Origin of the sequence: Aquaspirillum sp. LM1 (genome assembly GCF_002002905.1) — a bacterium.
GTDB lineage: Bacteria > Pseudomonadota > Gammaproteobacteria > Burkholderiales > Aquaspirillaceae > Rivihabitans.
In genome coordinates this window covers 390,798-414,804 of the sequence record NZ_CP019509.1, presented here as the reverse complement: position 1 = coordinate 414,804, position 24,007 = coordinate 390,798, and the positions used below count along the sequence as shown (strand labels likewise).

At 63.1% G+C, this 24,007-nt stretch carries 22 protein-coding genes and 1 tRNA gene; 7 read left to right on the top strand and 16 right to left on the bottom strand.

Annotated features, from left to right (window positions below; all coding sequences use genetic code 11):
- Nucleotides 1-352 precede the first annotated feature (352 nt).
- A complete protein-coding gene (locus BXU06_RS01880) occupies nucleotides 353-841 on the top strand; it encodes an Lrp/AsnC family transcriptional regulator (RefSeq protein WP_077296296.1) in 489 nt (162 codons plus the stop codon).
- 234 nt (nucleotides 842-1,075) lie between these two features.
- On the opposite strand, the gene BXU06_RS01875 is transcribed toward BXU06_RS01880, so the two are convergent.
- From BXU06_RS01875 to purU, 9 genes are read right to left on the bottom strand one after another with little or no spacing between them, the layout of a single operon-like run.
- Nucleotides 1,076-2,428, bottom strand: coding sequence for an FMN-binding glutamate synthase family protein (locus tag BXU06_RS01875; protein ID WP_077296294.1), 1,353 nt, complete (start codon nucleotides 2,426-2,428; stop codon nucleotides 1,076-1,078).
- A 46-nt stretch (nucleotides 2,429-2,474) separates the two neighbouring features.
- Nucleotides 2,475-3,164, bottom strand: a complete 690-nt coding sequence (locus BXU06_RS01870) for a protein glxC (RefSeq protein ID WP_077296292.1) — start codon at nucleotides 3,162-3,164, stop codon at nucleotides 2,475-2,477.
- Nucleotides 3,152-4,060 (bottom strand): class II glutamine amidotransferase, encoded by a 909-nt coding sequence (locus tag BXU06_RS01865; protein WP_077296290.1) that lies wholly within the window; start codon nucleotides 4,058-4,060, stop codon nucleotides 3,152-3,154. Before BXU06_RS01865 ends, BXU06_RS01870 begins: the two co-directional genes overlap by 13 nt.
- Before the next feature lie 51 nt (nucleotides 4,061-4,111).
- Complete coding sequence (gene glnT, locus BXU06_RS01860) at nucleotides 4,112-5,440, bottom strand: type III glutamate--ammonia ligase (protein ID WP_077296288.1); 1,329 nt, start codon at nucleotides 5,438-5,440, stop codon at nucleotides 4,112-4,114.
- Between the two features lie 40 nt (nucleotides 5,441-5,480).
- Entirely contained in the window at nucleotides 5,481-6,077 is a 597-nt protein-coding gene (locus tag BXU06_RS01855; protein ID WP_216352523.1) for a hypothetical protein, read from the bottom strand.
- The gene (locus tag BXU06_RS18435; RefSeq protein WP_077296285.1) at nucleotides 6,077-8,977 is read right to left on the bottom strand and encodes a 2Fe-2S iron-sulfur cluster-binding protein; all 2,901 of its coding nucleotides are present in this window, start codon (nucleotides 8,975-8,977) and stop codon (nucleotides 6,077-6,079) included. The genes BXU06_RS01855 and BXU06_RS18435 overlap by 1 nt, the downstream gene beginning before the upstream one ends.
- Complete coding sequence (locus BXU06_RS01845) at nucleotides 8,977-9,234, bottom strand: sarcosine oxidase subunit delta (protein WP_077296283.1); 258 nt, start codon at nucleotides 9,232-9,234, stop codon at nucleotides 8,977-8,979. The genes BXU06_RS18435 and BXU06_RS01845 overlap by 1 nt, the downstream gene beginning before the upstream one ends.
- A 10-nt stretch (nucleotides 9,235-9,244) precedes the next feature.
- Complete coding sequence (locus BXU06_RS01840) at nucleotides 9,245-10,486, bottom strand: FAD-dependent oxidoreductase (protein WP_077296282.1); 1,242 nt, start codon at nucleotides 10,484-10,486, stop codon at nucleotides 9,245-9,247.
- Nucleotides 10,487-10,495: 9 nt separating this feature from the next.
- Entirely contained in the window at nucleotides 10,496-11,356 is an 861-nt protein-coding gene (gene purU / locus BXU06_RS01835; RefSeq protein WP_077296280.1) for a formyltetrahydrofolate deformylase, read from the bottom strand.
- Nucleotides 11,357-11,499: 143 nt separating this feature from the next.
- Here purU and BXU06_RS01830 point away from each other — a divergent pair, with 143 nt between their 5' ends.
- Nucleotides 11,500-12,099, top strand: a complete 600-nt coding sequence (locus BXU06_RS01830) for an XRE family transcriptional regulator (protein ID WP_077296278.1) — start codon at nucleotides 11,500-11,502, stop codon at nucleotides 12,097-12,099.
- Between the two features lie 21 nt (nucleotides 12,100-12,120).
- Here BXU06_RS01830 and BXU06_RS01825 read toward each other — a convergent pair whose 3' ends face one another.
- Nucleotides 12,121-13,365 (bottom strand): ABC transporter substrate-binding protein, encoded by a 1,245-nt coding sequence (locus BXU06_RS01825; RefSeq protein WP_077296276.1) that lies wholly within the window; start codon nucleotides 13,363-13,365, stop codon nucleotides 12,121-12,123.
- A 74-nt stretch (nucleotides 13,366-13,439) separates the two neighbouring features.
- On the opposite strand from BXU06_RS01825, the gene BXU06_RS01820 reads away from it, so the two are divergent.
- Nucleotides 13,440-14,744 carry an RNA-guided endonuclease TnpB family protein gene (locus BXU06_RS01820; RefSeq protein ID WP_077296274.1) on the top strand — a complete coding sequence of 435 codons (1,305 nt, stop codon included), beginning with the start codon at nucleotides 13,440-13,442 and terminating at the stop codon, nucleotides 14,742-14,744.
- A gap of 253 nt (nucleotides 14,745-14,997) precedes the next feature.
- Here BXU06_RS01820 and BXU06_RS01815 read toward each other — a convergent pair whose 3' ends face one another.
- Together BXU06_RS01815 and glnK are read right to left on the bottom strand one after the other, a co-directional pair.
- Complete coding sequence (locus BXU06_RS01815) at nucleotides 14,998-16,476, bottom strand: ammonium transporter (RefSeq protein WP_077296272.1); 1,479 nt, start codon at nucleotides 16,474-16,476, stop codon at nucleotides 14,998-15,000.
- A gap of 73 nt (nucleotides 16,477-16,549) precedes the next feature.
- Nucleotides 16,550-16,888: a P-II family nitrogen regulator gene (glnK, locus tag BXU06_RS01810; protein WP_077296270.1), complete on the bottom strand. Its 339-nt coding sequence runs from the start codon at nucleotides 16,886-16,888 to the stop codon at nucleotides 16,550-16,552.
- A gap of 537 nt (nucleotides 16,889-17,425) precedes the next feature.
- On the opposite strand from glnK, the gene speB reads away from it, so the two are divergent.
- Nucleotides 17,426-18,397, top strand: a complete 972-nt coding sequence (speB, locus tag BXU06_RS01805) for an agmatinase (RefSeq protein ID WP_077296268.1) — start codon at nucleotides 17,426-17,428, stop codon at nucleotides 18,395-18,397.
- Between the two features lie 146 nt (nucleotides 18,398-18,543).
- Here the strand turns inward: speB and BXU06_RS01800 are convergent.
- The 4 genes from BXU06_RS01800 to BXU06_RS01785 all read right to left on the bottom strand — a co-directional run bounded on the left by BXU06_RS01800 (nucleotide 18,544) and on the right by BXU06_RS01785 (nucleotide 20,997).
- Nucleotides 18,544-18,619: transfer RNA gene (locus BXU06_RS01800), tRNA-Met, on the bottom strand.
- A 77-nt stretch (nucleotides 18,620-18,696) separates the two neighbouring features.
- A complete protein-coding gene (locus BXU06_RS01795; RefSeq protein ID WP_077296260.1) occupies nucleotides 18,697-19,518 on the bottom strand; it encodes an undecaprenyl-diphosphate phosphatase in 822 nt (273 codons plus the stop codon).
- 62 nt (nucleotides 19,519-19,580) lie between these two features.
- Entirely contained in the window at nucleotides 19,581-20,189 is a 609-nt protein-coding gene (locus BXU06_RS01790) for a thiol:disulfide interchange protein DsbA/DsbL (RefSeq protein ID WP_253189500.1), read from the bottom strand.
- Nucleotides 20,190-20,262: 73 nt separating this feature from the next.
- The gene (locus tag BXU06_RS01785; protein ID WP_253189499.1) at nucleotides 20,263-20,997 is read right to left on the bottom strand and encodes an SPOR domain-containing protein; all 735 of its coding nucleotides are present in this window, start codon (nucleotides 20,995-20,997) and stop codon (nucleotides 20,263-20,265) included.
- 580 nt (nucleotides 20,998-21,577) lie between these two features.
- Between BXU06_RS01785 and BXU06_RS01780 the strand changes: the two genes are divergently transcribed.
- From BXU06_RS01780 to BXU06_RS01770, 3 genes are all read left to right on the top strand, one after another.
- A complete protein-coding gene (locus BXU06_RS01780; protein WP_077296258.1) occupies nucleotides 21,578-22,294 on the top strand; it encodes an AzlC family ABC transporter permease in 717 nt (238 codons plus the stop codon).
- Nucleotides 22,291-22,614 carry an AzlD domain-containing protein gene (locus tag BXU06_RS01775; RefSeq protein WP_077296256.1) on the top strand — a complete coding sequence of 108 codons (324 nt, stop codon included), beginning with the start codon at nucleotides 22,291-22,293 and terminating at the stop codon, nucleotides 22,612-22,614. The genes BXU06_RS01780 and BXU06_RS01775 overlap by 4 nt, the downstream gene beginning before the upstream one ends.
- A 540-nt stretch (nucleotides 22,615-23,154) precedes the next feature.
- Nucleotides 23,155-23,910 carry a phosphatase PAP2 family protein gene (locus BXU06_RS01770; protein ID WP_077296255.1) on the top strand — a complete coding sequence of 252 codons (756 nt, stop codon included), beginning with the start codon at nucleotides 23,155-23,157 and terminating at the stop codon, nucleotides 23,908-23,910.
- Nucleotides 23,911-24,007 lie beyond the last annotated feature (97 nt).

Genomic DNA, 24,007 nt, shown 5'->3' with positions numbered 1-24,007 from the left:
AAAAAAGTTTGCCCAGTAGGGTAGTGGTGGGATTTTTTACAAAAAATACAACGGTTTCGCTGTTTAGCCCGAATAGTGTACAGCACCCGCCAGCCAGAAAAAAACTGCCGCACGCCACACATGCCGTGCGGGCAAGGCATTGCGCCAGATGTTCACCCTGCAGGCACACATGATTTTTCCCTGCCCCTCTGGCGCAGATTGCGCACAAACAGGTAGATTCACTTAAAATTGCCGCGACAGGAATGGTTCTTGCAGGATGGGCGATTCACCGATAGCGCATGCTGCGGCGTTTGCACACACAAAAACATGGCCAAGACACAGTGCCAGATAAAACACGGAGTTATCCCATACTATGCCTCACCTGGATCTGGACAAAACCGACATCAAGATTCTGGCCGCCTTGCAACAGAATGGCCGGCTGACCAATGTCGAGCTGGCCGATGCGGTCGCGCTGTCGCCGTCGCCGTGCTTGCGGCGGCTGAAACACCTGGAAGAATCCGGCATTGTCCAACGTTATGTGGCGCTGCTCGACCCGGCCCGGATTGGCCTGGGCCTGCAGGCGTTTGTGAATGTCACCCTGGAAAAGCGCGGCAGCCCGCATATGCAGAGCTTTCTGCAGGCGGTGCAGCGCTGGCCCGAGGTGGTGGCGTGCTACGCAATGACCGGCGAGATGGACTATATGCTGCACGTCTATTTTGAAGACCTTGCCCATTTTTCCCGCTTTGTGATGACCGAGCTGCTGGCCCACCCCGGCGTGGAAGATTTGCGCTCCAGTTTTGTGCTGAATGATGTCAAGCGCTCAACCGCCCTGCCCTTGCATCAGCTGAGTGTGCCACGGTAACGCGCCACGCACAGACGCTGCCCCGGCAAGCCCAACGCCCCCTGTTCTCCGCCTCCTCCACCAGCAACGCCCGGCATGCCGGGCGTTGCTGCCAGGGCAAAAAAACAGGCGACCTGTCTGCACAGATCGCCCGAAAACTCGCCACCGCGCACCCTCCCCCCATGTCTTGCAGGACGATGCGAGTGAGCAGCGAGAGGGACACGACACCCACTGACGGCTTGCGCCGCCGAGGGCTTAAAACCCCTGGCCCGGAATCCAGTTGGTGCCGGCCAGCGGCACGCCGGCCATGGCGGCGGCTTCGATGGTCAGCGCCACCAGGTCTTCCCGCTCCAGGTGGTGAACATTCTGCTTGCCACAGGCGCGGGCAATGGTGGTGAGCTCCATATTCAGGGTTTTCAGATAATTTTTCAGATGGCGCGCGCCCACCTCCGGTGACAGCCGCTGTTCCAGCAGCATGTCTTGCGTGGTAATGCCCATCGGACATTTGCCCGTGTGGCAATGGTGGCAAAAGCCCGCTGCCGTGCCCAGCGCGTGGTAGTCGGCTTCGGCAGGATGGTGGCTGCCATTCTGATAATAAGTTTCGCCATTGCAGCCCAGCGCAATCAGCACGCCCTGGCCAATGGCCACCGCGTCGGCCCCCATCGCCAGCGCCTTGGCCACATCCGCACCAGTGCGCACGCCGCCAGACACAATCAGTTGCACCTTGCCTTTCATGTCCAGATCTTCCAGCGCATTGACGGCCTGGCGCACCGCAGCCAGGGTAGGAATGCCCACATGTTCGATAAAGCAGGTTTGCGTGGCGGCGGTGCCGCCCTGCATGCCGTCCACCACCACCACATCGGCACCGGAATGCACTGCCAGCTTGACGTCGTTAAAGGTGCGGGTGGCCCCCACCTTCACGTAGATCGGTTTTTCCCAATCGGTGATCTCGCGCAGTTCCTGAATCTTGATCGCCAGGTCATCCGGGCCGGTCCAGTCCGGATGGCGGCAGGCCGAGCGCTGGTCGATGCCTTCCGGCAGGGTGCGCATGCCGGCCACCCGGGCCGAGACCTTCTGCCCCAGCAACATACCGCCGCCGCCGGGTTTGGCACCCTGGCCAATCACCACTTCAATGGCGTCGGCGCGGCGCACGTCGTCCGGGTTGAAGCCATAGCGGCTGGGCAGGCACTGGTAGACCAGGGTTTTGGAGGACTGGCGCTCTTCGTGGGTCATGCCGCCATCACCGGTGGTGGTGGAAGTGCCCACTTCGCTGGCGGCGCGGCCCAGCGCTTCCTTGACGTTGGCAGACAGCGAGCCAAAGCTCATGCCGGCAATGGTGATCGGAATCTCCAGCTCAATCGGCTTTTTGGCAAAGCGGGTGCCCAGCAGGGTTTTGGTGGTGCATTTTTCCCGGTAGCCTTCCAGCGGGTAGCGCGACATCGACGCACCGAGAAACACCAGGTCGTCAAAATTGGGCAGCTGGCGCTTGGCCCCCATGCCACGAATTTCGTACAGGCCATGGGCGGCGGCGTTGCGGATGTAGTCCAGGGTTTTGCGGTCGTAGCCGTAGGAGGCCTCGCGGGAAATGTGCTTGGGCGTGTGGTCCATGGCGCGTTCCTTGTCAATTCGGGGTAAACAGCAGGGGCGGGCGGAATCAATATTCCTGATTGGCGTCAGCGTTCCAGTGGTACAGCGCCCGGCGGGAAGCCACCCGCTGAAACGCTGCCGGATCGTGGTTCAGCCCCGCCTGGGCCAGCAGCTCAGCCACGGCAGCCAGATCGGTATCGGTCATCGGCTCGATCTGGGCGTCCGCCCCCAGCGATTTGATCCGTCCCTTCACATACAGCACCGCTTCATACAGCGAATCGCCCAGCGCATCGCCGGCGTCGCCGCAAATCACCATGCGTCCGGCCTGGGCCATGAACGCGGAAAAACTGCCCACCGAGCCGCCCACCACAATGTCGCCCCCCTTGAGCGAAATGCCGCAGCGCAGGCCGGCGTCGCCGTCGATCACCAGCAGGCCGCCATGGGCCGACGCGCCCGCGCCGTTGGAGGCAAAGCCCTTGACGTGAACTTTGCCGCTCATCATGTTTTCGGCCACCCCGGTGCCGGCGCTGCCGGTGATGGTGATTTGCGCGGCCTGGTTCATCCCGCCGGCGTAGTAGCCGGCGTGGCCCACCACTTCCACGCTAATCGGGCAATTCAGGCCCACGGCAATATTGTGTGCGCCGTCCGGGTTGAGCACGGTGACCTTGTCCACCGTGCCCGCCGGGGCGTCGTGGTGCAAAAAGGCATTGAGTTCGCGCAGTGGCCGTTCGGCCAGGTCAAAGGTCAGGCATTCCATACATACATCTCCTCGGGCGCAGGTTCAAAGACATGGGCGTGCTTGATCCCCGGCAGGTGGGCCAGCGAGCGGAACTCCGAGGCAATTGCCACGTAGTCGTCGGTTTCCGCCACCACCGCAGGCTTGCAGGCAAACGGGTCGCGGATCAGCGCCAGCTTGTCGGCGGTGCCCATCAGAAAGGTGTAAAACCCATCCAGTTCTTCAAAGCCCTTTTGCAGGGCGGTTTCCAGGTCGTCGCCTTCGCGCAGCCGCCATTCCAGAAAGCGACAGGCCGCTTCGGTATCGTTGTCGGTTTCAAAGGTAATGCCGCGCGGCTCCAGCATGCGGCGGATGCCGTAGGGGTTGGACAGCGAGCCGTTATGCACCAGGCAGAAGTCTTCGCCGGCGGTAAACGGGTGGGCGCGATCCGGGGTGACCGCCGATTCGGTGGCCATCCGGGTGTGGCCAACCAGATGCGAACCGGTCAGTTGGGTAAAGTTGTAGCGCGCCGCCACCTGGGCCGGGGTGCCGATGTCCTTGTACAGGTCAATGCTGCGCCCGGTGGACAGCAGATGCAGGCGCGGATGATGGTCGGCAATCCAGCGTTTGACGATGGCCGGGGCGACGTCAAACTGCAAAATGGCGTGGTTGCCCTTGGCATCCAGGCTGACCGGCACGCCCAGATGTGCGTTGAGTTCATGCGCCAGCCCCTGCCAGTTAAAATCGGCACCGTCTTCGGTCAGGCCGGAATACACGCTGATCTTGCGCTGGCTGCCCTCCAGCAAGGGGCCAAATACCGCCAGCCCGGCTGAATCAGGGCCGCGTTCGGTCATGCCTATCAGCATGGGCACCATCAGCTCGCCGAGCCGGGCGCGTAGCGCCGGTGTTTTCACCAGCAATCCGACAATTCCACACATGCTTGTTCTCCTTGTTGCGCTGCTTGCGCCAGCGGGGCTCGCCCGCCTGGCTCAGAAAAATTCCAGATAGCTGTTGATTTCCCAGTCCGACACATGGCGCATGTACTCCACCCATTCCATGTGCTTGAGCGAGAGAAACTCGTCGATTACCGGCCCCAGCGCCTGGCGCAGCACGCTGTCCTGCTCCAGCGCGGTCAGCGCCTCGTGCAGGTTTTGCGGCAGGATGCCAATGCCGGCGGCGTGCAGCTGTTCCGGGCTGAGCTGGTAGAGGTTCTGGTTATGCGGTGCGCCGGGGTTGAGCTGCCGGTCGATGCCGTCCAGCCCGGCGGCAATCACCGCTGCCGTGGCCAGGTAGGGGTTGCACGCGCCGTCGGGCAGGCGCAGCTCCAGCCGGCCACCGGGAATGCGCACCATCGACGAGCGGTTGTTGTCGCCATAGCTGATATACGCCGGTGCCCAGGTGGCACCGGTCAGCGAACGCCCCACCACCAGACGCTTGTAGCTGTTCACTGTCGGCGCGCACAGCGCCGCCAGCGCCGGGGCGTGGGCCAGAATACCGGCCAGAAAATGGTAGGCCAGCGCCGACAGGCCCAGGCCGTGCGCATCGCTGGCGTCGGCAAACAGGTTGCGCTCGCCGTCGCCAATCGACATATGCATGTGCATGCCATTGCCGGGCCGGTTGGCAAACGGCTTGGGCATGAACGAGCACACCATGCCCAGATCGTGGGCGATTTCCGACGCGGCCATCTTGAACAGCAGGTAATGGTCAGCCGAGGTCAGACAGTCGGCGTAGGTGTAGTTGATTTCAAACTGGCCGTTGGCGTCTTCGTGGTCAATCTGGTAGACGTCAATGTCCACCTGACGCAGCGCCTCAACCAGGGTTTCCAGAAACTGGCGGTTGCGCGACAGGCCCTTGTAGTCGTAGCAGGGCTTGGCCAGGGTGTCGCTGTCGTCTGCCGGGACAATCTTGCCGCTGGCGTCTTTTTTCAGCAGGGAGAATTCCGGCTCCAGCCCGGTAAACAGCGTCCAGCCACGCTCGGCCAGCCGCGCCACCTGTTGCTTGAGCACCACCCGGGTGTCCAGCGCCCACGGCTGACCCTTGACATGGCCGTCACAGGCAATCCGCGCATAGCCCGGCTGCCACGGCACCAGCGACAGCGTGCTCAGATCGCCCACTGCCATGAAATCCGGGCCATGCGGCTCAATGCCCAGCCCCCACACGGCAAACCCGGCAAAGCCGGCCCCGGCGGTCAGGATGTCGTCAAAATGACTGACCGGCACCGCTTTGGTTTTGGCCGAGCCGTGGATGTCCACAAACAGGGCCAACACATACTTGACTTGCTGTTCGGCGAGAAACTGCTTGGCTTCAATGGGCGTCATGGCCACGTCTCCGGACTATTTTTAAGGGGTGAGGTTTTTTTCAGGGGCTGGGCAGGGCGCTGGCCGCAACGGCACCGCCGCCCAGCTCAACGGCAATGCCCAGCAGGGTGTCCCACAGATACGGGCCGTAGCTGCCGTCGCACCACAGCCGGCAGCGGTCCGGGCCGGGCAGCGCCACCACCGCCACCCCTACCATATTGGTCAGCAGCAGCGGGCGGGCCGCCAGGTCCAGCGGGCGAAAATTGACATTGCAGGTCTGGCGCAGCAGGGCATCCAGCTGGCTACCGGCCAGAAGCAGGGCGGCATCCTGGCGCAGCACCGGATACACCCCCGGCCCGCGCGGGGCGGCCATCAGCCCGGCAATCAACGCTGCCGGGCCTTCCACCAGAAATTCCGTCAGCCCCAGCCGGGCAATCAGGCCGCCACCGTCCAGCGCCAGCCAGCTATTGGGTGCAGCCGGCACCGGCAGGCCGTGCGCGGCCAGCCAGTCCGCAGCGCCAGGCCCCTTGCAGCCATGGCGCGGAGTCAGCGACAGGTCGGCCAGGCCCAGACGGGCGGCGGCGGCAGGCTGGGCAGCGGGTGGCAGCAGGCTGGCGGCCACCGCGTCGGCCAGAGGGCTCAAAGCAAGCGCGGACATCATGCCGCCTCCTTTTGTTGCAGGCTGTCGGGATCGTAAAACGGGGTGGGGGCCACTTCGGCGTGGACCATCTGGCCATCACTCAGGCGAATGCTCAAGCGCACGCCGGGGCTGGCCAGGTCGGGACGCACCAGCGCCAGACCCAGCGCGTAACCCAGGCTGGGGCTGAGGGCGATGCTGGTTACCCGCCCGGCAATCTCGCCATCAGCAATCACCAGATGGCATTCCTGCGGCAGCGGCCCCTGGTAGTCGGCGGCAAAGCGAAAGCCCACCAGCAGCTGTTTGCGCGGCTGCTTTTCGCTGGCGCGCAGGCTGCGCTGCCCGACAAAAAACGGCTTGTGCATTTTCATCGCCCAGGCCATACCCACCTCAAACGGCGTGGTCAGCCCATCGCTGTCCTGCCCGATGATCAGATGGCCTTTTTCCAGCCGCAGCACACGCTGGGCCTCCACCCCAAACGGGCGAATGCCGTGCGCCGCGCCGGCCTTAAGCAGCGCGTCCCACACCGAACCAGCAAAGTGGGCCGGTACATGGATTTCATAGCCCCATTCGCCGACAAACCCCACGCGCAGCAGCCGGGCCGGCGCGCCGGCCACCTCGCCTTCACGCACCGCCAGATACGGAAACGCCGCTGCCGACAAGTCCAGCGCCGTGAGGCTGGCCAGCACGGCGCGCGAACGCGGCCCGGCCAGATTGATTGCCGCATAGGCCCCCGTGTGGTTGACAATGCCGCAGTCCAGCCGCCACTGGGTGTTCAGCCGCGACAGCTCACGGTAAATCGCCGCAGCGCCCGAGGTGGTGGTGGTGAAGTAAAAATGGTCGTCGGCCAGCCGGGCCACCACGCCATCGTCGATCAGCACGCCGGTTTCGTCGCACATCAGCGCGTAGCGGGTCATGCCCACTTTCAGGTTGGCGTACTGCGCGGTGTACACCCGCTCGAGAAATTCCGCCGCCTGCGGGCCAATCACTTCCAGCTTGCCCAGCGTGCCCACGTCAATCAGCCCCAGCTGCTGGCGCACCGCCAGCACCTCCTCGGCAATGCACGCCTCGCGGCTCAATCCTGGCCGGGCGTAGTAAGCCGGGCGCTGCCATACCCCGGCAGGCATCCACTGCGCCGCCAGCGCCTGATGGCGGCTGTGCAGCGGGGTGCGCCGCTCCGGGGTAAAGCCGCGTCCAGCCAGAATCGCCATCGGCACCGGGTGGTAAAACGGACGGGCGGTGGTGGTGCCCACTTGCTGTGGGGTTTTGCCGGTCAACCGGGCCAGAATGCGCAGCGCATTCATATTGGAGTGCTTGCCCTGGCTGGGGCCCATCCCCACGGTGGAAAAACGCTTGAGCAATTCGATATTGTCAAAGCCTTCCTGTACCGCGTGGTGAAAGTCCTTCAGCTGCAGGTCTTCGTCGAAATCGACAAAATTGCGCCCGTCCGGATGGTTGACCATGGGCCAGGCATGGGTTGGGCACGCCGTCTCCAGCGCCAGCGCCTCCCCCACTGGCAGCCCCCAGCCTGCCGCTGCTGCGGCATGGCTGCCGGCGCGCTGGCCGTCGGCCATGCGCCGGGCCAGCTCATGCACGCCATTCACCCGGCCACAGGCAAACACGCCATCCGGCAGCTGGTCGGGCACAAACTGCTCCAGCTCGTGCAGGTAGCGCATGCGCACACCGGCCTGATACAGCAGGTTGGCCGCCGGCGCCCAGCCCACGCTGACCGCTACGCCGTCACATTCCAGCGTGTCCACTGCGCCAGTGGGATCGCCATCGGCGCTGACCGCCGCCACCCGCACTGCGCGCACGCCGTGTCCATCTGCCGTGGCCAGCGCCTCGACAATGGCCTGGCCGCAGCGCACCGTCACCCCGGCGGCTTCCAGTTGCTGCCGCAGCGGGGCAGCCTGACCGGGGTCAGCACGCCAGTCCACCACCGCGCTGACCACCACACCGTGGGCCAGCAGGTCCAGCGCGGCGCGGTAGCCGTCGGCGTTGGCGGTGAGCACCACCGCCCGCTGCATCGGCTTGACCCGATAGCGGTACAGCAAACGTTGCGCTGCCGATGCCAGCATCACCCCCGGCAAGTCGTTCTGGTGAAACACCGCCGGCTGCTCAAACCCACCGCTGGCCACCACCACGCTGGCAGCACGCATTTTCAGCATGCGCTCGGCACTGACCAGCGCCACCCAGTGATCGGCGTAGTAGCCCGCCGCGTAGGTGGCGGTCAGCACGCGGATGCGCGGCTGGGCCGCCACTGCGTCCAGCAGGCGGTCGAGCTCGGCACGCCGGGCGGGGTCATTGCCCAGCTGGTAGCCGGCAGCGCCGCCCAGTTGGGCGTTTTCGTCCACCAGGGTGACATCCGCGCCCTGGCTGGCCGCGGCCAGCGCCGCCGACAGGCCGGACGCGCCGCCGCCAATCACCAGCACATCACAAAAATCATAGGCTTTGGGCGTGCGCCGTTGCGTGGCGCTCACCTCGACCACGCCCAGCCCGGTCATCGCCCGGAACATGCGCTCCCACAGCGGAAACAGTTTTTTGCTGTGAAACGCCTTGTAGTAAAACCCCACCGGCAGCAGCCGCGACAGCTTGCCCAGCCAGCGCCCCTTGTCGGCGGCCAGGCCGCCAAAGGTGTTGACCGCGGTCAGCGTCATGCCGGCCTGCAGGGGCGTGACATCCGCACGCACATTGGGCAGCGCGCCGGCCTGCATCAGCACATTGGCGTCGTGGTTGGCCAGCGACAGCACGCCACGCGGGCGGTGGTACTTGAAGCTGCGCCCGAGCACACGCACCCCGGCGGCCCACAGCGCGGTGCTGGGGGTGTCGCCCACGTAGCCCGAGTAGCGCTGGCCTTCAAACTGGAATTCAATCGGCTGGTCGCGGTTGATCCACTCACCGCGAATGGCGGGCAGTCGCATCAGGCTTCTCCGGGGTAAAAATAGGTGCGCAGCACGCGGTCTTTTTCGGTGTCTCGCTCGGCAATAAACCAGGTGTTGCTGGGGGTGTGGCACCACCATTCCTGCTTGATGCCGGGTGCGCCGTTGCGGTTGAACACATAGTCGGCCCACTGGTCGTCGCTACAGCTGTCCGGGTCTGGCATCGGGCGCAGCTCGCCCCAGCAGGCAAATTCGGCCACTGGGCGCGGGCCATTGAGCGGGCAGGTCATGATCTTCATCGTGCGTTCCTCAGTGGCCAACGCTGGCCGCGCCTTTTTCGCCGGTCAGCGCGTACTGGCGGAAGCGGTCCAGAGAAAAGCCGGTAATCAGCGGGTGCGGCTGGCCGGTGGCCACGGTGTGGGCCATGGTCTTGCCGCTGACCGGGGTGGCCTTGAAGCCCCAGGTGCCCCAGCCAGCGTCCAGATAAAAGCCTTCCACCGGGGTCAGGCCCATGATCGGGGCAAAGTCTGGCGTCATGTCGGCCATGCCGGCCCATTGCCGCATCACTTTCACTTCGGACAGGAAGGGGAACATATCCAGCATGTGCGCCGACAGCCCTTCCACAAAGTCCAGCGTCGAGCGGGTGGACTGCACTTCATACGGGTCCAGCGACGCGCCCATCACCAGCTCGCCACGGGCAGACTGGCTGATGTACACATGCAGACTGCCCGACACCAGAATCGGGTCCAGCCATGGCTTGACTGGCTCGCTGACCATGGCTTGCAGCGGGTGGATGTAAATCGGGCTGGGCACTTCCACCATTTTCAGGATGCGCGGCGTCGATCCGGCCACCGCGCACAGCACCTTGGGCGTGCTGATATACCCGCGCGAGGTGCGCACGCCTTTCACCTGGCCGCCCTGCACGTCAATGCCCAGCACTTCGGTTTGCTGGTGGATTTCCACCCCGCGCTGGTCAGCGCCGCGCCCGTAACCCCAGGCCACCGCATCGTGTCGCGCCACCGAGCCGGGCGCGTGGTACAGCGCGCCCAGAATCGGGGCGTGGCCACCACAGGACAGATCAATCATCGGCGCGGCGCGCTTGACCGCCTCCGGGCCGACCAGTTCGGAATCCACTCCATAGTGCTTGTTCACCTCGGCGCGCCAGCGCATGGTGCGCAGCGCGGCGTCGGTGTGCGCCAGGGTGAAGTGGCCGCGATTGGCATAAAACAGGTTCAGGTCGAAGTCTTGCGCCAGGTCCTGCCACAGCCGCACCGACTCGTCGTAGAACTTCACCCCCTCGGGGGTCAAGTAGTTGGAGCGGATGATGGTGGTGTTGCGGCCAGTGTTGCCGCCGCCGATATAGCCTTTTTCCAGCACGCAGACATTGTGGATGCCGTGGTCGCGGGCCAGGTAGTACGCCGCTGCCAGGCCATGCCCGCCAGCGCCAATAATCACCACGTCGTAGCTGGGTTTCAGCGTCGGGTGGTGGCGAAACATCCGGGGCTCCGGATGCTGTGTGTTCAGCGCAAAGCGCAGCAGACGCCAGGGCATGGGAGTTCCTCAGCGGAAAACAACGGTTTTATTGCCATGCACCAGCACCCGGTCTTCCAGGTGGTAGCGCAGGCCACGCGCCAGCACGGCCTTTTCGATGTCCTTGCCGTAGCGCACCAGATCCTCCGGCGCGTCGGAATGGTCCACCCGGATCACGTCCTGCTCGATGATCGGCCCCTGGTCAAGCTCGTGGGTGACATAGTGGCAGGTGGCACCAATCAGTTTCACGCCACGGGTGTAGGCCTGGTGATAGGGCTTGGCACCGACAAAACTGGGCAGAAAGCTGTGATGGATATTCAGGATTTGCCCCGGATAGCGTGCGCACAGCTCGGGGGACAGGATTTGCATATAGCGCGCCAGCACCATCACATCGCCGTCAGCGGCGTCAAACAGCCGCGCCACCTCGGCATACGCTGCGGTTTTGTTGTCCGCGCTGACCGGCACATGATGAAACGGGATGCCATGCCATTCCACCAGGCGGCGGAAGGTGTCGTGGTTGCTGATCACACAGGGGATGTCGATGTCCAGATCGCCGGACTGCCAGCGTGCCAGCAGGTCATACAGACAGTGCTCCTGCTTGGACACCAGCAGCACCACGCGCTTTTTGCGCGCACTGTCGCTGATGCGCCAGTCCATGCGGAATTCGGCGGCAATCGGAGCAAAGTGGGCACGCAGGGTGCTCAGGTCAAACGGCAGCGAGTCGGCCAGGATTTCCTGGCGCATGAAAAAGCGTTGCGCCTCGGCGTCGGCATGGTGGTTGGCTTCGGTGATCCAGCCCTGGTGGCTGGCCAGAAACCCGCTGACGGCAGCCACCACGCCCACCCGATCCGGGCAGGACAGCGACAAGGTATAGCGATGCGAACGGGACATGCGGCACTCCGTAAAAATTCACACAGAGAAACATTTTTTCTTATTATGCACAGCACCAGCATAATGGTCAACTTTGTTTCTCAAAAGGAAACAAATCGGGCTATGCTACACTTGACCGGTCTTTTCCGCAGGAACGCACCCCGATGAGCGAGCACCCGTCACCGTCCGACAGCCTGGAACGCTACCTGGGCAACACCATCCGCGATTTGCGGCAAAAACACGATCTGACCATCGCCGATGTAGCCACCCTGGCCGGCATCAGCCGGGGCATGCTGTCCAAAATCGAAAACGCCCAGACCGCCACCAGCCTGGATACGCTGTCGCGGCTGGCCAGCGCGCTGGGGGTGTCGATTGCCACGCTGTTTCGTGGCTACGACGTGCGCGACGGCAGCGCCCAGCTGGTCAAGGAAGGCGAAGGCATGGAGGTGGTGCGCCGGGGTACCAAACGGGGCCACACCTATCATCTGCTCGCCTACGATCAAGGCCCGACCAAGGTGTTTGAACCGTTTCTGATCACCATTGACCATGAATCCGAAACCTTCCCGATCTTCGAACACCCCGGCACCGAATTCATTTATATGCTGGAAGGTGAAATCGAATACCGCCACGGGCAGAACACCTACCAGCTCAGCCCGGGCGACGCGCTGACATTTCGCGGCGATATTCCGCATGGCCCGGAAAAACTGCTGCGCTGCCCCATCCGCTTCCTGAGCGTGCTGATGTATCCGGGGGCGATGGAGTAAACGCCCTGTCCCGATGCCCGCTCAGCCCTGCTGTGCCAGCCGCGCCCAATCCGCCGCCAGCTCCGCCTCGCCGCGCAAGCCCCCGGCTTCGTCGCGATAGCTGCCCTGACCCTGGCGCACGGCAAACTGCCAGGTTTTTTCGATCTGCTCACGTTCGCGGCTGGGCAGAAAACCCCGCAAAAACTGGTTCACCGCCTGCAGCAGCGGATAGGACGCCGGGTCATCCGCCACGCCAACGGCGTAATACCACGGCTGGGGCGACAGCGGCGTAGACAGGATGTCCAGCTGGCCGCGCCAGGGGCTGTGCTGGCCGTAGCAGGCCCAGGCAAAAATCGGATGGTCGGCGGCAAAGGCATCGACCGTGCCCTGGGCCAGGGCATCGTGGATCACCCCCTGGTCGGAATAGCCAATCAGATTGGCCAGCCGCACCGTGCCGGGTGGCGTGTCGGCATGGCGGCTCCAGCGCAGGCCGGCGGCTTCCAGCGCGGCAAAGGCTGCCGGATCGTTGATGCACCCCAGCACCTTGCCCTCCAGACTGCGCACATCCTGAATCCGCTGATCGCCATGGCGGCGCACCAGCACAAAATCCAGATAGGTATAACTGTCGGAAAACGCCACGCCCTGATACGCCGCATTGGGCGGTAGCGCGCTCCACACCAGGTCGGCGTCAGCTTCTCCGGGGCGGCGGCCAGCGTGCAACAATTCGGTGCACTGGTCCCACGGGTGTTCGACACACTCCAGCGCCACGCCCAGGTAACGGGCAAAGGCCTTGGCGTAGTCCACATCCAGCCCGATCAAGGGCTCACCGGGGCGCAAACGAAATGACAGGCCCTTGAACGCCGGCTCGATGGCCACCCGCAGGCGGCCACGGGCGCGAATGGCCGCCAGCCGGTCAGCGCAGCGCTCAGTGGGCAGACCTTCCTGGCGCAGGGCGCGCTGAATGCTGTCGGGCAGCGCCGCCGCCGGCAGCGCATCCAGCGCCATCAGCCCCTGGCCAATCCGCCCCACTTTGCCGGCCAGCCGGGCATCCAGCTCGGCCAGCCCGGCGTGCAGGCTCTGGTCGGTGGCCGACAGCAGGGTTTCCGCCTGATGGCGCAGGCGACCAGCCTGCTGGCTGCCGGCACGCATGCCCTGTGCGCCGCGCTGGATTTCAGCGGTCATCGCACCAATCCGTGCCTGAACCTCACCCTGCTGGGCGGCGTAGGCGGCTTCGGCATTCAGGCCATGGCGAATCAGATTGACCCGGTGCGCGGCAAGCCCCGCCATTCAGGACGGGGAAGGATGGCGCGGACGGCGTAGCCGTCCTTGCCGTCGATGGGGGTGGGTTGTATAAAACCAGTATGCAACGCCTTCAAGCCTACAAATACGAACTGATGCCGACCGGCGAACAGCAGCGCGACATGCGCCGCTTTGCTGGCTCGTGCCGTTTCGTGTTCAACAAGGCATTGGCGTTGCAGAAGGCGCGCTACGAGCGTGCAGAGAAGAAACTGGGCTATGCGGGCCTGTGCAAGCTGCTCACCGAGTGGCGCCACAGCGCGGAGACAGCATGGCTGGCGGATGCGCCCGTTCATCCGCTGCAACAGACGCTCAAGGACCTGGAACGGGCCTACACCAACTTCTTCGCCAGACGCGCTGATTTTCCGCGTTTCAAGAAGAAGGGCCAGTCCGACAGCTTTCGCTATCCAGACCCGAAACAGATCAGGCTCGACCAGGCCAACAGCCGAATCTTCCTGCCCAAGCTCGGCTGGCTGCGCTACCGCAACAGCCGGGAAGTGCTGGGGGTGGTGAAGAACATCACCGTGAGCCAGTCCTGCGGCAAATGGTTCGTGTCGATCCAGACCGAACGCGAGGTCGAGCAGCCGATGCCAAAGGGCGGTGCAGTCGGCATCGACATGGGTATTGCACGGTTCGCCACGCTCTCGGATGGCGCGTTCTACGCGCCGCTCAACAGCTTCAGGCGGCACGAAGCCCGCTTGCGCAAAGCGCAGCAGGCCATGAGCCGCAAGACCAAATTCAGCCACAACTGGAAGAAGGCGAAAACCCGCGTCCAGCGCATTCACGCCCGCATCGGCAATGCCCGCCGCGACTTCCTGCACAAGGCCACGACCACGATCAGCCAAAACCACGCGATGGTGTGTCTTGAGGACTTGCAGGTGAGGAACATGTCCAGGTCGGCAGCAGGCACGGCAGATGCACCGGGAAGAAATGTTCGGGCCAAGTCCGGCCTGAACAAAGCCATCCTTGATCAAGGCTGGGCCGAATTCCGCCGCCAACTGGACTACAAGCTGGCGTGGAACGGTGGGCATCTCATCACCGTGCCGGCGCAGAACACCAGCCGGACGTGTCCGTGCTGCGGCCATGTGTCGGCGGATAACCGCCAGACGCAAGCCCGGTTCCTGTGTGTGGAATGCGGTTTTAAGGAAAACGCCGATCTGGTCGGCGCGATCAACATCCTGTCTCGCGGAATGCAACTATTGCGAGACGAAGGGCAGGACACGGCGGATGCTTCCGCCGGGCGGGAAACCGCAGCCCGGATCGCCTGTGAAGTGAGCGGTGCAGTCATGCCGCCAGCAGCAGGAACCCGCCGAAGCGACTTATGCCGGCTCGATGCCGGGATGAGCGCCGTAGGAATCCCCCGACTTTAGGCGGGGGAGGATGTCAACAGTCGCCGCCCCCAGCGCCCGATGCCAGCCAGCGGTGCCGCCGGCATCGGATCGGGCAAAACCACTGACGGCAACTCAGCCTGTACCGGCTGGGCAAGCAAATCCGTTTTATGTGGGCGCAAGAAGCCCGTCACCCAACGCGTCAACATGGGCAATCTCCAGATTCTGGGCGAAAAAGAAGGCGCCGGACGGCGCCTTCAGGGGAGTCAGGTTTACGCTAAGACGCGCTTACTGATTAATGATGGTAGGCGGTTTCACCGTGAGTGGTGATGTCCAGACCTTCACGTTCGGCTTCTTCGCTGACGCGCAGGCCAATGGTCAGGTCAATCAGCTTGAAGGCGATGAACGACACCACCGCCGACCACAGCACAGCCACGCCCACGCCCCAGGCTTGGGACACCAGCTGAGCCGCCATGTCGTAGTCGCCCACCTTGTCGGCCACGTAGTCGTAGACCCCGGTACCGCCCAGGCTCGGTGCAGCAAACACACCGGTCAGCATGGCACCCAGGATGCCGCCCACGCCGTGTACGCCAAACACGTCCAGCGAGTCGTCCACACCCAGCATGCGCTTGAGACCGTTAACGCCCCAGTAGCACACCACACCAGCCAGCAGACCCATGATGATGCTGCCCATCGGGCCGACAAAACCGCAGGCCGGGGTGATGACCACCAGGCCGGCGATGGTGCCGGAAATCGCGCCCAGCATCGACGGCTTGCCCTTGAGCAGCCATTCCACCAAAGTCCACGACACAGTGGCAGCGCAAGTGGCCAGCAGGGTGTTGATCATGGCCAGCGCGGCGGTGCCGGTGGCTTCCAGGTTGGAACCGGCGTTGAAACCAAACCAGCCCACCCACAGCATCGCGCCACCCACCATGGTCATGGTCAGGCTGTGCGGAGCCATGGATTCACGACCGTAGCCCACACGCTTGCCGATAATCAGCGCGCCCACCAGAGCGGCCACACCGGCGTTGATGTGCACCACGGTACCGCCGGCAAAGTCCAGCGCACCTTTCTGGAACAGGAAGCCTGCGGTTTCACCAGCCTTGGCACCCGCTTCGGCGCTGGTGTAGGCGTCAGGACCTGCCCAGTACCACACCATATGTGCCAGCGGCAGGTAGGAGAAGGAGAACCACAGCACCACAAAGGCCAGCACGGCAGAGAACTTCACCCGTTCGGCAAAGCCGCCGATGATCAGTGCCGAGGTAATGCCGGCAAAGGTCAGCTGGAAGGCAATGTAGACGTATTCCGGCACCACCACGCCCTTGCTGAAGGTTGCGGCCATCGATTCCACCGTCACCCCATTCAGGAAGGCCTTGTCAAAGCTGCCCAGGAATGCGCCGCCCTCGGTAAATGCCAGGCTGTAGCCATACACTGCCCACAGCACACCCAGCAGGCAGAACACCACCATGGTCTGCATCAGCACCGACAGCATGTTTTTGGTGCGCACCAGGCCACCGTAAAACAGACCCAGGCCAGGGGCGGCCATCATCACCACCAGCAGGGTGGATACCAGCATCCAGGCGGTGTCGCCCTTATTGGCCACTGGCGCAGCCGGCGCGGCGGCCGGTGCAGCGGCGGCATCCGCTACCGCAGCGGCCACCGGAGCAACCGCCTGAGTCACGGCAGCCGCAGCAGCCGGTGCATCGTCTGCCCAGCCGGGCAGTGCAAACAACAAGGTGAACAAGACGCTCACCAAGGCAAGAACACGTTTCATGCCATATCTCCTTTGGTTTTGAAAGCGTTGGCGCATCCAGCCAGCAGAGGGCGCTGGCGGCATGCATGCCCCATTAAAGGGCATCCTCGCCAGATTCGCCGGTGCGAATCCGGATCACCTGTTGCAGATCGAGGACAAAAATCTTCCCGTCGCCCATTTTGCCGGTGGCGGCGGCCTTTTCAATTGCAGCCAGCGTCTGGTCGAGCTGGTCATCACGCACGGCGATGTCAATCCGGGTTTTTGGCAGAAAGTTGACCGTGTACTCGGCCCCCCGGTAGATCTCGGTATGGCCCTTCTGCCGGCCAAACCCCTTCACTTCAGTCACGGTCAGGCCCTTGACACCGATGTTCTCCAGTGCCACCCGCACCTCATCGAGCTTGAACGGTTTGATAATGGTGCTGACCCATTTCATGCGATCACTCCTTGCCCAGCCTGCCGGCAAGCCCGGCAAATGGCTGTTTCCTGGTATTTCCCCATGGTGTTCCCCATTTTTTGCCCTGCGTGAATAAAAGTTTCATCGACCCCAAAGCATAAGCTGTGCCAAGCGTTTGAACCGTCAAGCATCAATCCTGCTGAAAAACAGCCATCACGCATGGTTTTCTCAGGCAACCCTATGGAAAATGGCAGAAAAACACCTGTTATAAAATTGGCATGAGCGTGCGTGACAAGGCGGTGCCGCCAGCGCAAAAGCACCGCATAGCCCCTTCAGCCAACGGGCTCAAGATGGCGTGATTGGTCTTGACCTCAGCCAGCGTGTCCTAAAATGGGCGGACGCACCAGCGTGCGCACTCAAACGGTGCAGTTGCGGCACGCCTTGCATCCGGGCCGGGCACACGGCACACTGCGCTGGCACCCACGTGGGCGCGCCAGCCTTAACCCGTCGGCTGGGCAAGATGGACGGGAATCGTCGGCGCAGTCACGCCGGCGTGCTCTGCTGTGGAGCAAAACCATGACCGAGATGATTTATGGTGACGGCGCAATTCGCCGTCCGGGCCTGTATGGCTCGTCGATTGAAAACACCTACGCTGGCGTGCTGTCGTTCATGCGTCGCCACTACAGCCGGGACCTGCACGGTGCCGACGTGGTGATCTCCGGCGTACCGCTGGATCTGTCCACCACCTTCCGCTCCGGCGCGCGGCTGGGCCCGCAGGCCATCCGCGCCGCCAGCGTGCAGCTGGCCGAACTCAAGCCCTACCCGTGGGGCTTCGACCCCTTTGACGACCTGGCAGTGATTGATTATGGCGATTGCTGGTTTGACGCGCATAACCCACTGAGCATCAAACCGAGCATTGTTGAACACGCGCGCACCATTTTGGCCAGCGGAGCCAAAATGCTCACCCTGGGCGGCGACCATTTCATCACCTACCCGCTGCTGATTGCCCATGCAGAAAAATACGGCCAGCCGCTGGCACTGCTGCACTTTGACGCCCACTGCGACACCTGGCCGGATGATTCGCCAGATTCGCTCAACCACGGCACCATGTTCTACAAGGCGATCAAGGACGGGCTGATTGACCCGGCCAAGTCAGTGCAGGTGGGTATTCGCACCTGGAATGACGACTTTATGGGGGTGAAGGTGCTGGATGCGCCGTGGGTACACGACCATGGCCCAGACGCCGCGCTGGCGGAAATCAAGCGGGTGATTGGCGACCATCCGGTGTATGTGACCTTCGACATCGACTGCCTGGACCCCTCCGCTGCGCCGGGCACCGGCACGCCGGTTCCTGGCGGGCTGTCCAGCGCGCAGGCGCTGAAGATTGTGCGCAATCTGGGTGGACTGAATATTGTCGGCATGGACGTAGTGGAAGTGGCACCCAGCTACGACCAGAGCGAAATCACCGCGATTGCTGCGGCGCATATTGCCTGTGACATGCTGTGCCTGCTGCGCAACCAGAAGCTGGCGCAGCGCCATCCGGCCTGAGCCAGAAAAATCAGCGGGAAAAACCGGTGGACTGGGGGCCAGCCTTTGGCTGGCCTACCGGCGGTGCGAATCGGCACCGGCCCCAAACACCGGCCATGCCATGAAAAAACCCCTGCAAGCTTGCGCTGGCAGGGGTTTTCTGTATTTGGTTGCGGGGACAGGACTCGAACCTGTGACCTTCGGGTTATGAGCCCGACGAGCTGCCAACTGCTCCACCCCGCGTCAGAGAGGTGAACTATACGTGGGTCGATTCCTGCCGTCAAGCACTTTGTTGCATTGCAATGAAGGTTGCACACCGATCACGCTGCCCACTCCACCCAGCCCATCTTCCAGGTGAGCAGGATCACCAGGCCAAACACAATGCGATACCAGGCAAATACCACAAACGTGTGCGACGCCACAAAGCGCAGCAGGCCGCGAACCGCCACAAACGCCGACAGGAAAGCCGCCACAAAGCCCACGCCAAATACCGGTAAATCGGCCAGGGAAAACGCCTGCCAGTGTTTGAGCACATCGTAGGCGGTGGCGGCAAACATGATGGGGATGGCCAGAAAGAACGAAAACTCGGTGGCGACCTTGCGGTCCAGGCCAAACAGCATGCCGCCAATAATGGTGGCCCCGGAGCGCGATGTGCCCGGAATCAGCGACAGCACCTGGGCAAAGCCCACTTTCAGCGCATCACGCAGGCGCAGGTCTTCGATGCGGGTAATTCGCGGTTGTTGCGGGCGCGACTCCACCCACAGGATAACCAGCCCGCCCACCACCAGCGCCACCGCCACCGCCACGGCATTGAACAAATACAGCTTGATGGTCTTGATGGTGAGGATGCCAATCACCGCCGCCGGCAGAAACGCCAGCAGCAAGCCCACCACAAAACGCAGGGCCACCGGGTCATTGGGCACACCGGCAGCCAGTTTGGCAATGCGCGCACGGTATTCCCAGCATACCGCCAGAATGGCACCCAGCTGGATCACCACCTCGAATACCTTGCCCTTGCCATCGTCAAAACCAATCAGATCACCGGCCAGAATCAGATGCCCGGTGCTGGAAATCGGGAAAAATTCGGTAATGCCTTCCACCACGCCCATCACCAGGGCCTTGAACAAGAACAGAATATCCATCAACAGCTTTCAAGAAACAGCCATGCGCCAGGGGCCGCAATCGCGGCCCCTGGCAGAGTCGATCAGCGACCGGATTTAACCTTGGCCACCAGTTCATCCACCACCTGCAGCAGGCGGCTGGGTTCTGCCGCCATGGTGGCATAACGCCCGCCCACCACAAATACCGGCGTGCCTTCCACCTGGTAATCTCGGGTCATCTTGGCCGCCTTGGCCACCTGGCTGGCCATCCCGAACGACTGGGCGGTTTGCATGAACGTGGCCACATCCACGCCTTGCGCCTTCAGCCACGGCTGCAGCACTTTGTCGTCGGCCAGATTCTGCTTGTCGCGCATCACCGCGTCAAACGCCGGCTTGTGCAGCTTGTCCAGCAGGCCCAGCTGACGCTGGGTGGCAAACAGGCGAGCCAGCGGCTCCAGCGACTTGTCCCAGACAATCTGCTCGCGGCGGAAATTCACATGGGCCGGCTGCTTGCGCACCCAGCTTTCCACAAACGGCTCCAGCCGATAGCAATGGATGCAGCCGTAAGAGAAAAACTCGATCACGTCCACCTTGCCAGCAGGGCCGCCAGGCTGCGGGGTGCGCAGTTCAGTGTAGTCACGCCCAAGTTGAATATCCGCCATGGCCCAGGCCGACACCAGCAGCAACAGGGCTGCCCACCATTTTTTCATCATGCCAGTTTCCTTCTGTCAGTATTGAATAACGCCCGACACGCCCAGCCTGGCGTGGCTGAGCGTGAACTGCGGCTTAGTCTGCCTTGACTGGCGTCGGGTTCAATCCATTCATCTTCAACTGGGCGCGCAAGCGCTCAACGTCTTCAGCACGGGTCAGCGGGCCCACGCGCACCCGGTGCAACAAGCCTTTTTCCGGGGTGTTCACCGACTGGATATTGGCCTCCACCCCCAGCAGCGCCAGCTTGGCCTTCATATTGTCGGCGTCCACTTCTTTCTGGTAAGCCCCCACCTGCAGATAAATCCGCTTGGTTTTCTCGGCGCTGGCCGGCTCTTTTTCTGGCGTAGGCTTGTCCTGCGGAATCGGCGGGTTATTGCCGGGCAGGATTTTATAGAAATCGTATTTCGGCGGCTCGGCCTTGGCGTGCTTCTCCGCCGGGGTTTGCGGCGCAGCAGGTTCGGCCTTTTCTGCCTTGCGTGCCGGCTTGTCTTCTGGCTTGTTCTCTGCCGGGGCAGCCACAGGTGCGGCGGCGGCAGGCGGCGGTGGCGTGTCCAGCAGCGGATTCACCGGCAGGCTGGCACTCAGATCTGGCGCGCGCTGAATGGGCGCGCCCGGCTCCAGGCTGGCCGGACCGGGCGGCGCAGCCGGTTTGGCCGGTGGTGTATCCGGCGGCGGCAGCGCCACCATGCTCTCGGCAGGTTCTTCCTTGGCCGGTTTGGCTTCGCGCGGCGCAAACGGCGTGGCGGCGCGGTTCAGATAAAATGCCACCCCAGCTGCCGCCCCTACCCCAACCATCAAACCGATCAGCACCCCGACCACCACGCCCTTTTTACTGCCGCCAGTATTCCCGGATGGCTTTCTGGGCGACGTGTTACGCGGCGGCGGCGGCGGCGGAGCGCCCTTGCTTGCACCGCTGCCACTGCGGGGAGGGCGCGTGCTGTTTTTGTAATCACGGGTGGCCATGCTGGATGGGGCGTCTTTCTTCAGAGATGGATCATGTCGCAGCGCAGAGGCGGACGACGGCGCGCTGCGATTATATCAGCGCCCATCGGGCAGTGGCAGATGGCGCACAAGCCATTAACGCCAGCTCCCGCTGAACCACAAGATCGTTCAAGCCAGTTCTGCGCAGGCTGTGCCAGAATATTCTGTCCCTGCCGATGCCGGATGCCGATCGCTGCCATATCTGCGCGCCATCAAGCCTATGCCCGCGACTTCCGCGCCACGCGGGGTCTCCCCCGGCGGCCTATCAGCGGGCAGAGCAGCACCACCAGGGGCGTGGCATATGGCCCATCTGGCGTGTGCTGGGCGGAGTTGCGCCCCTTAAGGTAAGGTGCCGACAAGCCAGTGCTGCCTGCCGCCGTTATTTAACCCGTTCATTCAGGAGCTCACCATGACCTCACGCTGGTCGCCATTGCTGGATGGCGCACGCGATACTCTGCCCATGCTGGTGGGCGCGGCCCCATTTGGGGTGATTTTTGGCACGCTGGCAATTGGCAGCGGCCTGCCGGTATGGTCAGTGCTGGCGCTGTCGGCGCTGGTGTTTGCCGGGTCATCGCAGTTTGTTGCGGTCAGCCTGATCAGCGGCGGCGCAGCATTGCCGGTAATATGGCTGACCACGCTGGTGGTGAATCTGCGTCATGCGCTGTATAGCGCCAGCTTGCTGCCCTACGCCCGCGATCTGCCCGCCCGCTGGCGCTGGCCGCTGGCGTTCTGGCTGACGGATGAAACTTTTGCGGTGGTCGAGCAGCGCCTGCGCACCCAGGGCATGGCTGGCGGTGGGCAATGGCACTGGCTGGGTTCGTCGCTGGCAATGTATCTGAACTGGCAACTGTGGACACTGGTGGGCATTGGTCTGGGCCAGAATGTGCCTGGCCTGGCGGCGCTGGGGCTGGACTTTGCCATGCTGGCCACCTTTGCCGCCATCGTGGCACCCCAGTTGCGTCAGCGCCCGGTGGCGGTGGCGGCACTGCTGGCGGGTGGGGTGGCGCTGCTGGCGCGCGAGCTGCCCTACAAGCTGGGGTTGATGCTGGCGGCGCTGGCGGGGGTGCTGGGCGGCCTGTGGGTGGAAAACCAGGGAGAACCCCCGGCACAACAGGAGCCAACATGACACTGCATTTGGTCTGGGCGGTGCTTGGCATGCTGGTGCTGACGTTTGGCATCCGCCTGAGTTTTCTGGTGTTTGGCCATCGGCTGCGCTTTCCTGGCTGGCTGCAACGCAGCCTGCGCTATGTGCCGGCGGCGGTGCTGACCGCGCTGATTGTGCCGATGGCACTGGCCCCGCAAGGGGCGGTAGACGTATCGCCCGGCAATGCCTATCTGCCCGGCACGCTGGCAGCAGCGCTGGTGGCCTACTTCAGCCGGCATACGCTGGCGGCTATCCTCAGCGGTTTTGTGGTGTACGGACTGTGGCGCTGGCTGGGGGCATAGCGAAGGCCGATAAAAAAACTCCCTTTGGCTAGCGCCATCGGGAGTCAACACGAGGAAGAAACAACACAGGGGAGGCCTGGCGCACGGCCAGACCCAAACATCAGGGTGGGCCTGTTCCAGTGCAGATTGGCACTGCGGTGCAACAGAAAAACCCGGCCAAGCCGCGTGGGCGGCCTATTTGTCTGCGCAAGTGAACAGGCGTTCACATAAGGTAAATATACTAGTCCTGCTGGCAAAACAGGGCTAATCACAAAAACTGATTGGGTGCGCCAAGTTCTGCTTATAACCATTGTATTAAAAAGGGTTTTTTGCACTGCGGCAATTTACCGTCTCCCGGTTTGCTGACACACCCGCCACCCTGCGCTGGCTTATTTGCAACAAAAGCATAATAAAGGCCGGGTCACGCCATAAACCGCTTTGCATCCCGGCTTTGCAGGCCAGCCTGACTCCTGCCGCCTGAACGCCGGCATGCCAAGTTAAGGCGGGGTTAAGCAGAGGGCGGCAAGGTGGCACGCTGTCTTTGCCCGGACCTTTCCCCTCATGAAGTCAATTTCCCTGCCCTGGGCCCCTCAGAGCCCAATTTTCCCGTTGAATGGCGCGCTGCGCGGACTGTGTCTGAGCCGGGCGTTTTATCAGCGCCAGCTGCTGTGGCTGGCCCTCCTGGCCGGGCTGTTCTGCTGGGGGCTGCGCGATGGTCAGCTGGACCACGCACTGGCCCAGCCGTGGTTTGACCCGGTCAGCCGGCATTTTCCGCTGCAACACCACCGCTGGCTGGAACGGCTCAACCATGTCTGGCTGAAAAACCTGTCATTGCTGGGTGGCGTGGCGGTGTTGGGTCTGGCGCTGGCCGGGCAGCGTCTGGGGCTAAGCCGTGCCCAGCGCCAGCGCTGGCTGACAGTGTTTGTCGCCACCCTGCTGGCCAGCCTGATGGTGTCATTGCTGAAAAGCCAGTCGCCTTACCATTGCCCGTGGGATTTGCTCGAATTTGGCGGCCATGCGCCCTATGTGCCGCTGTTTGGCCACCTGCCCGACGGCGTCAGCGCCGGGCGCTGTTTTCCAGCCGGGCATGCCTCGGGCGGCTTTGTCTGGATGGCCTTGTATTTTGTCTGGCACGACAGCCATCCGCGCCGGGCGCGGGCTGCCTGGTGGGGAGGGTTGCTGCTCGGTTTGCTGATGGGTTTGGGCCAGCAATTGCGTGGCGCGCACTTTCTGTCGCACACCCTGTGGTCGGGCTGGGTGGTGTGGGCTACCCTGCTGTGGGTGCACTGGAGTGCGCAACGCTGGCAGTCACGCTAAAAATTTTCAGTAAAATGACCCGAAATGGCATGCAAGACTGTATCCGATGGATGTTAAGCACCGGTAAAATCCGCTAAGCTGAAAACAATCCCATTCC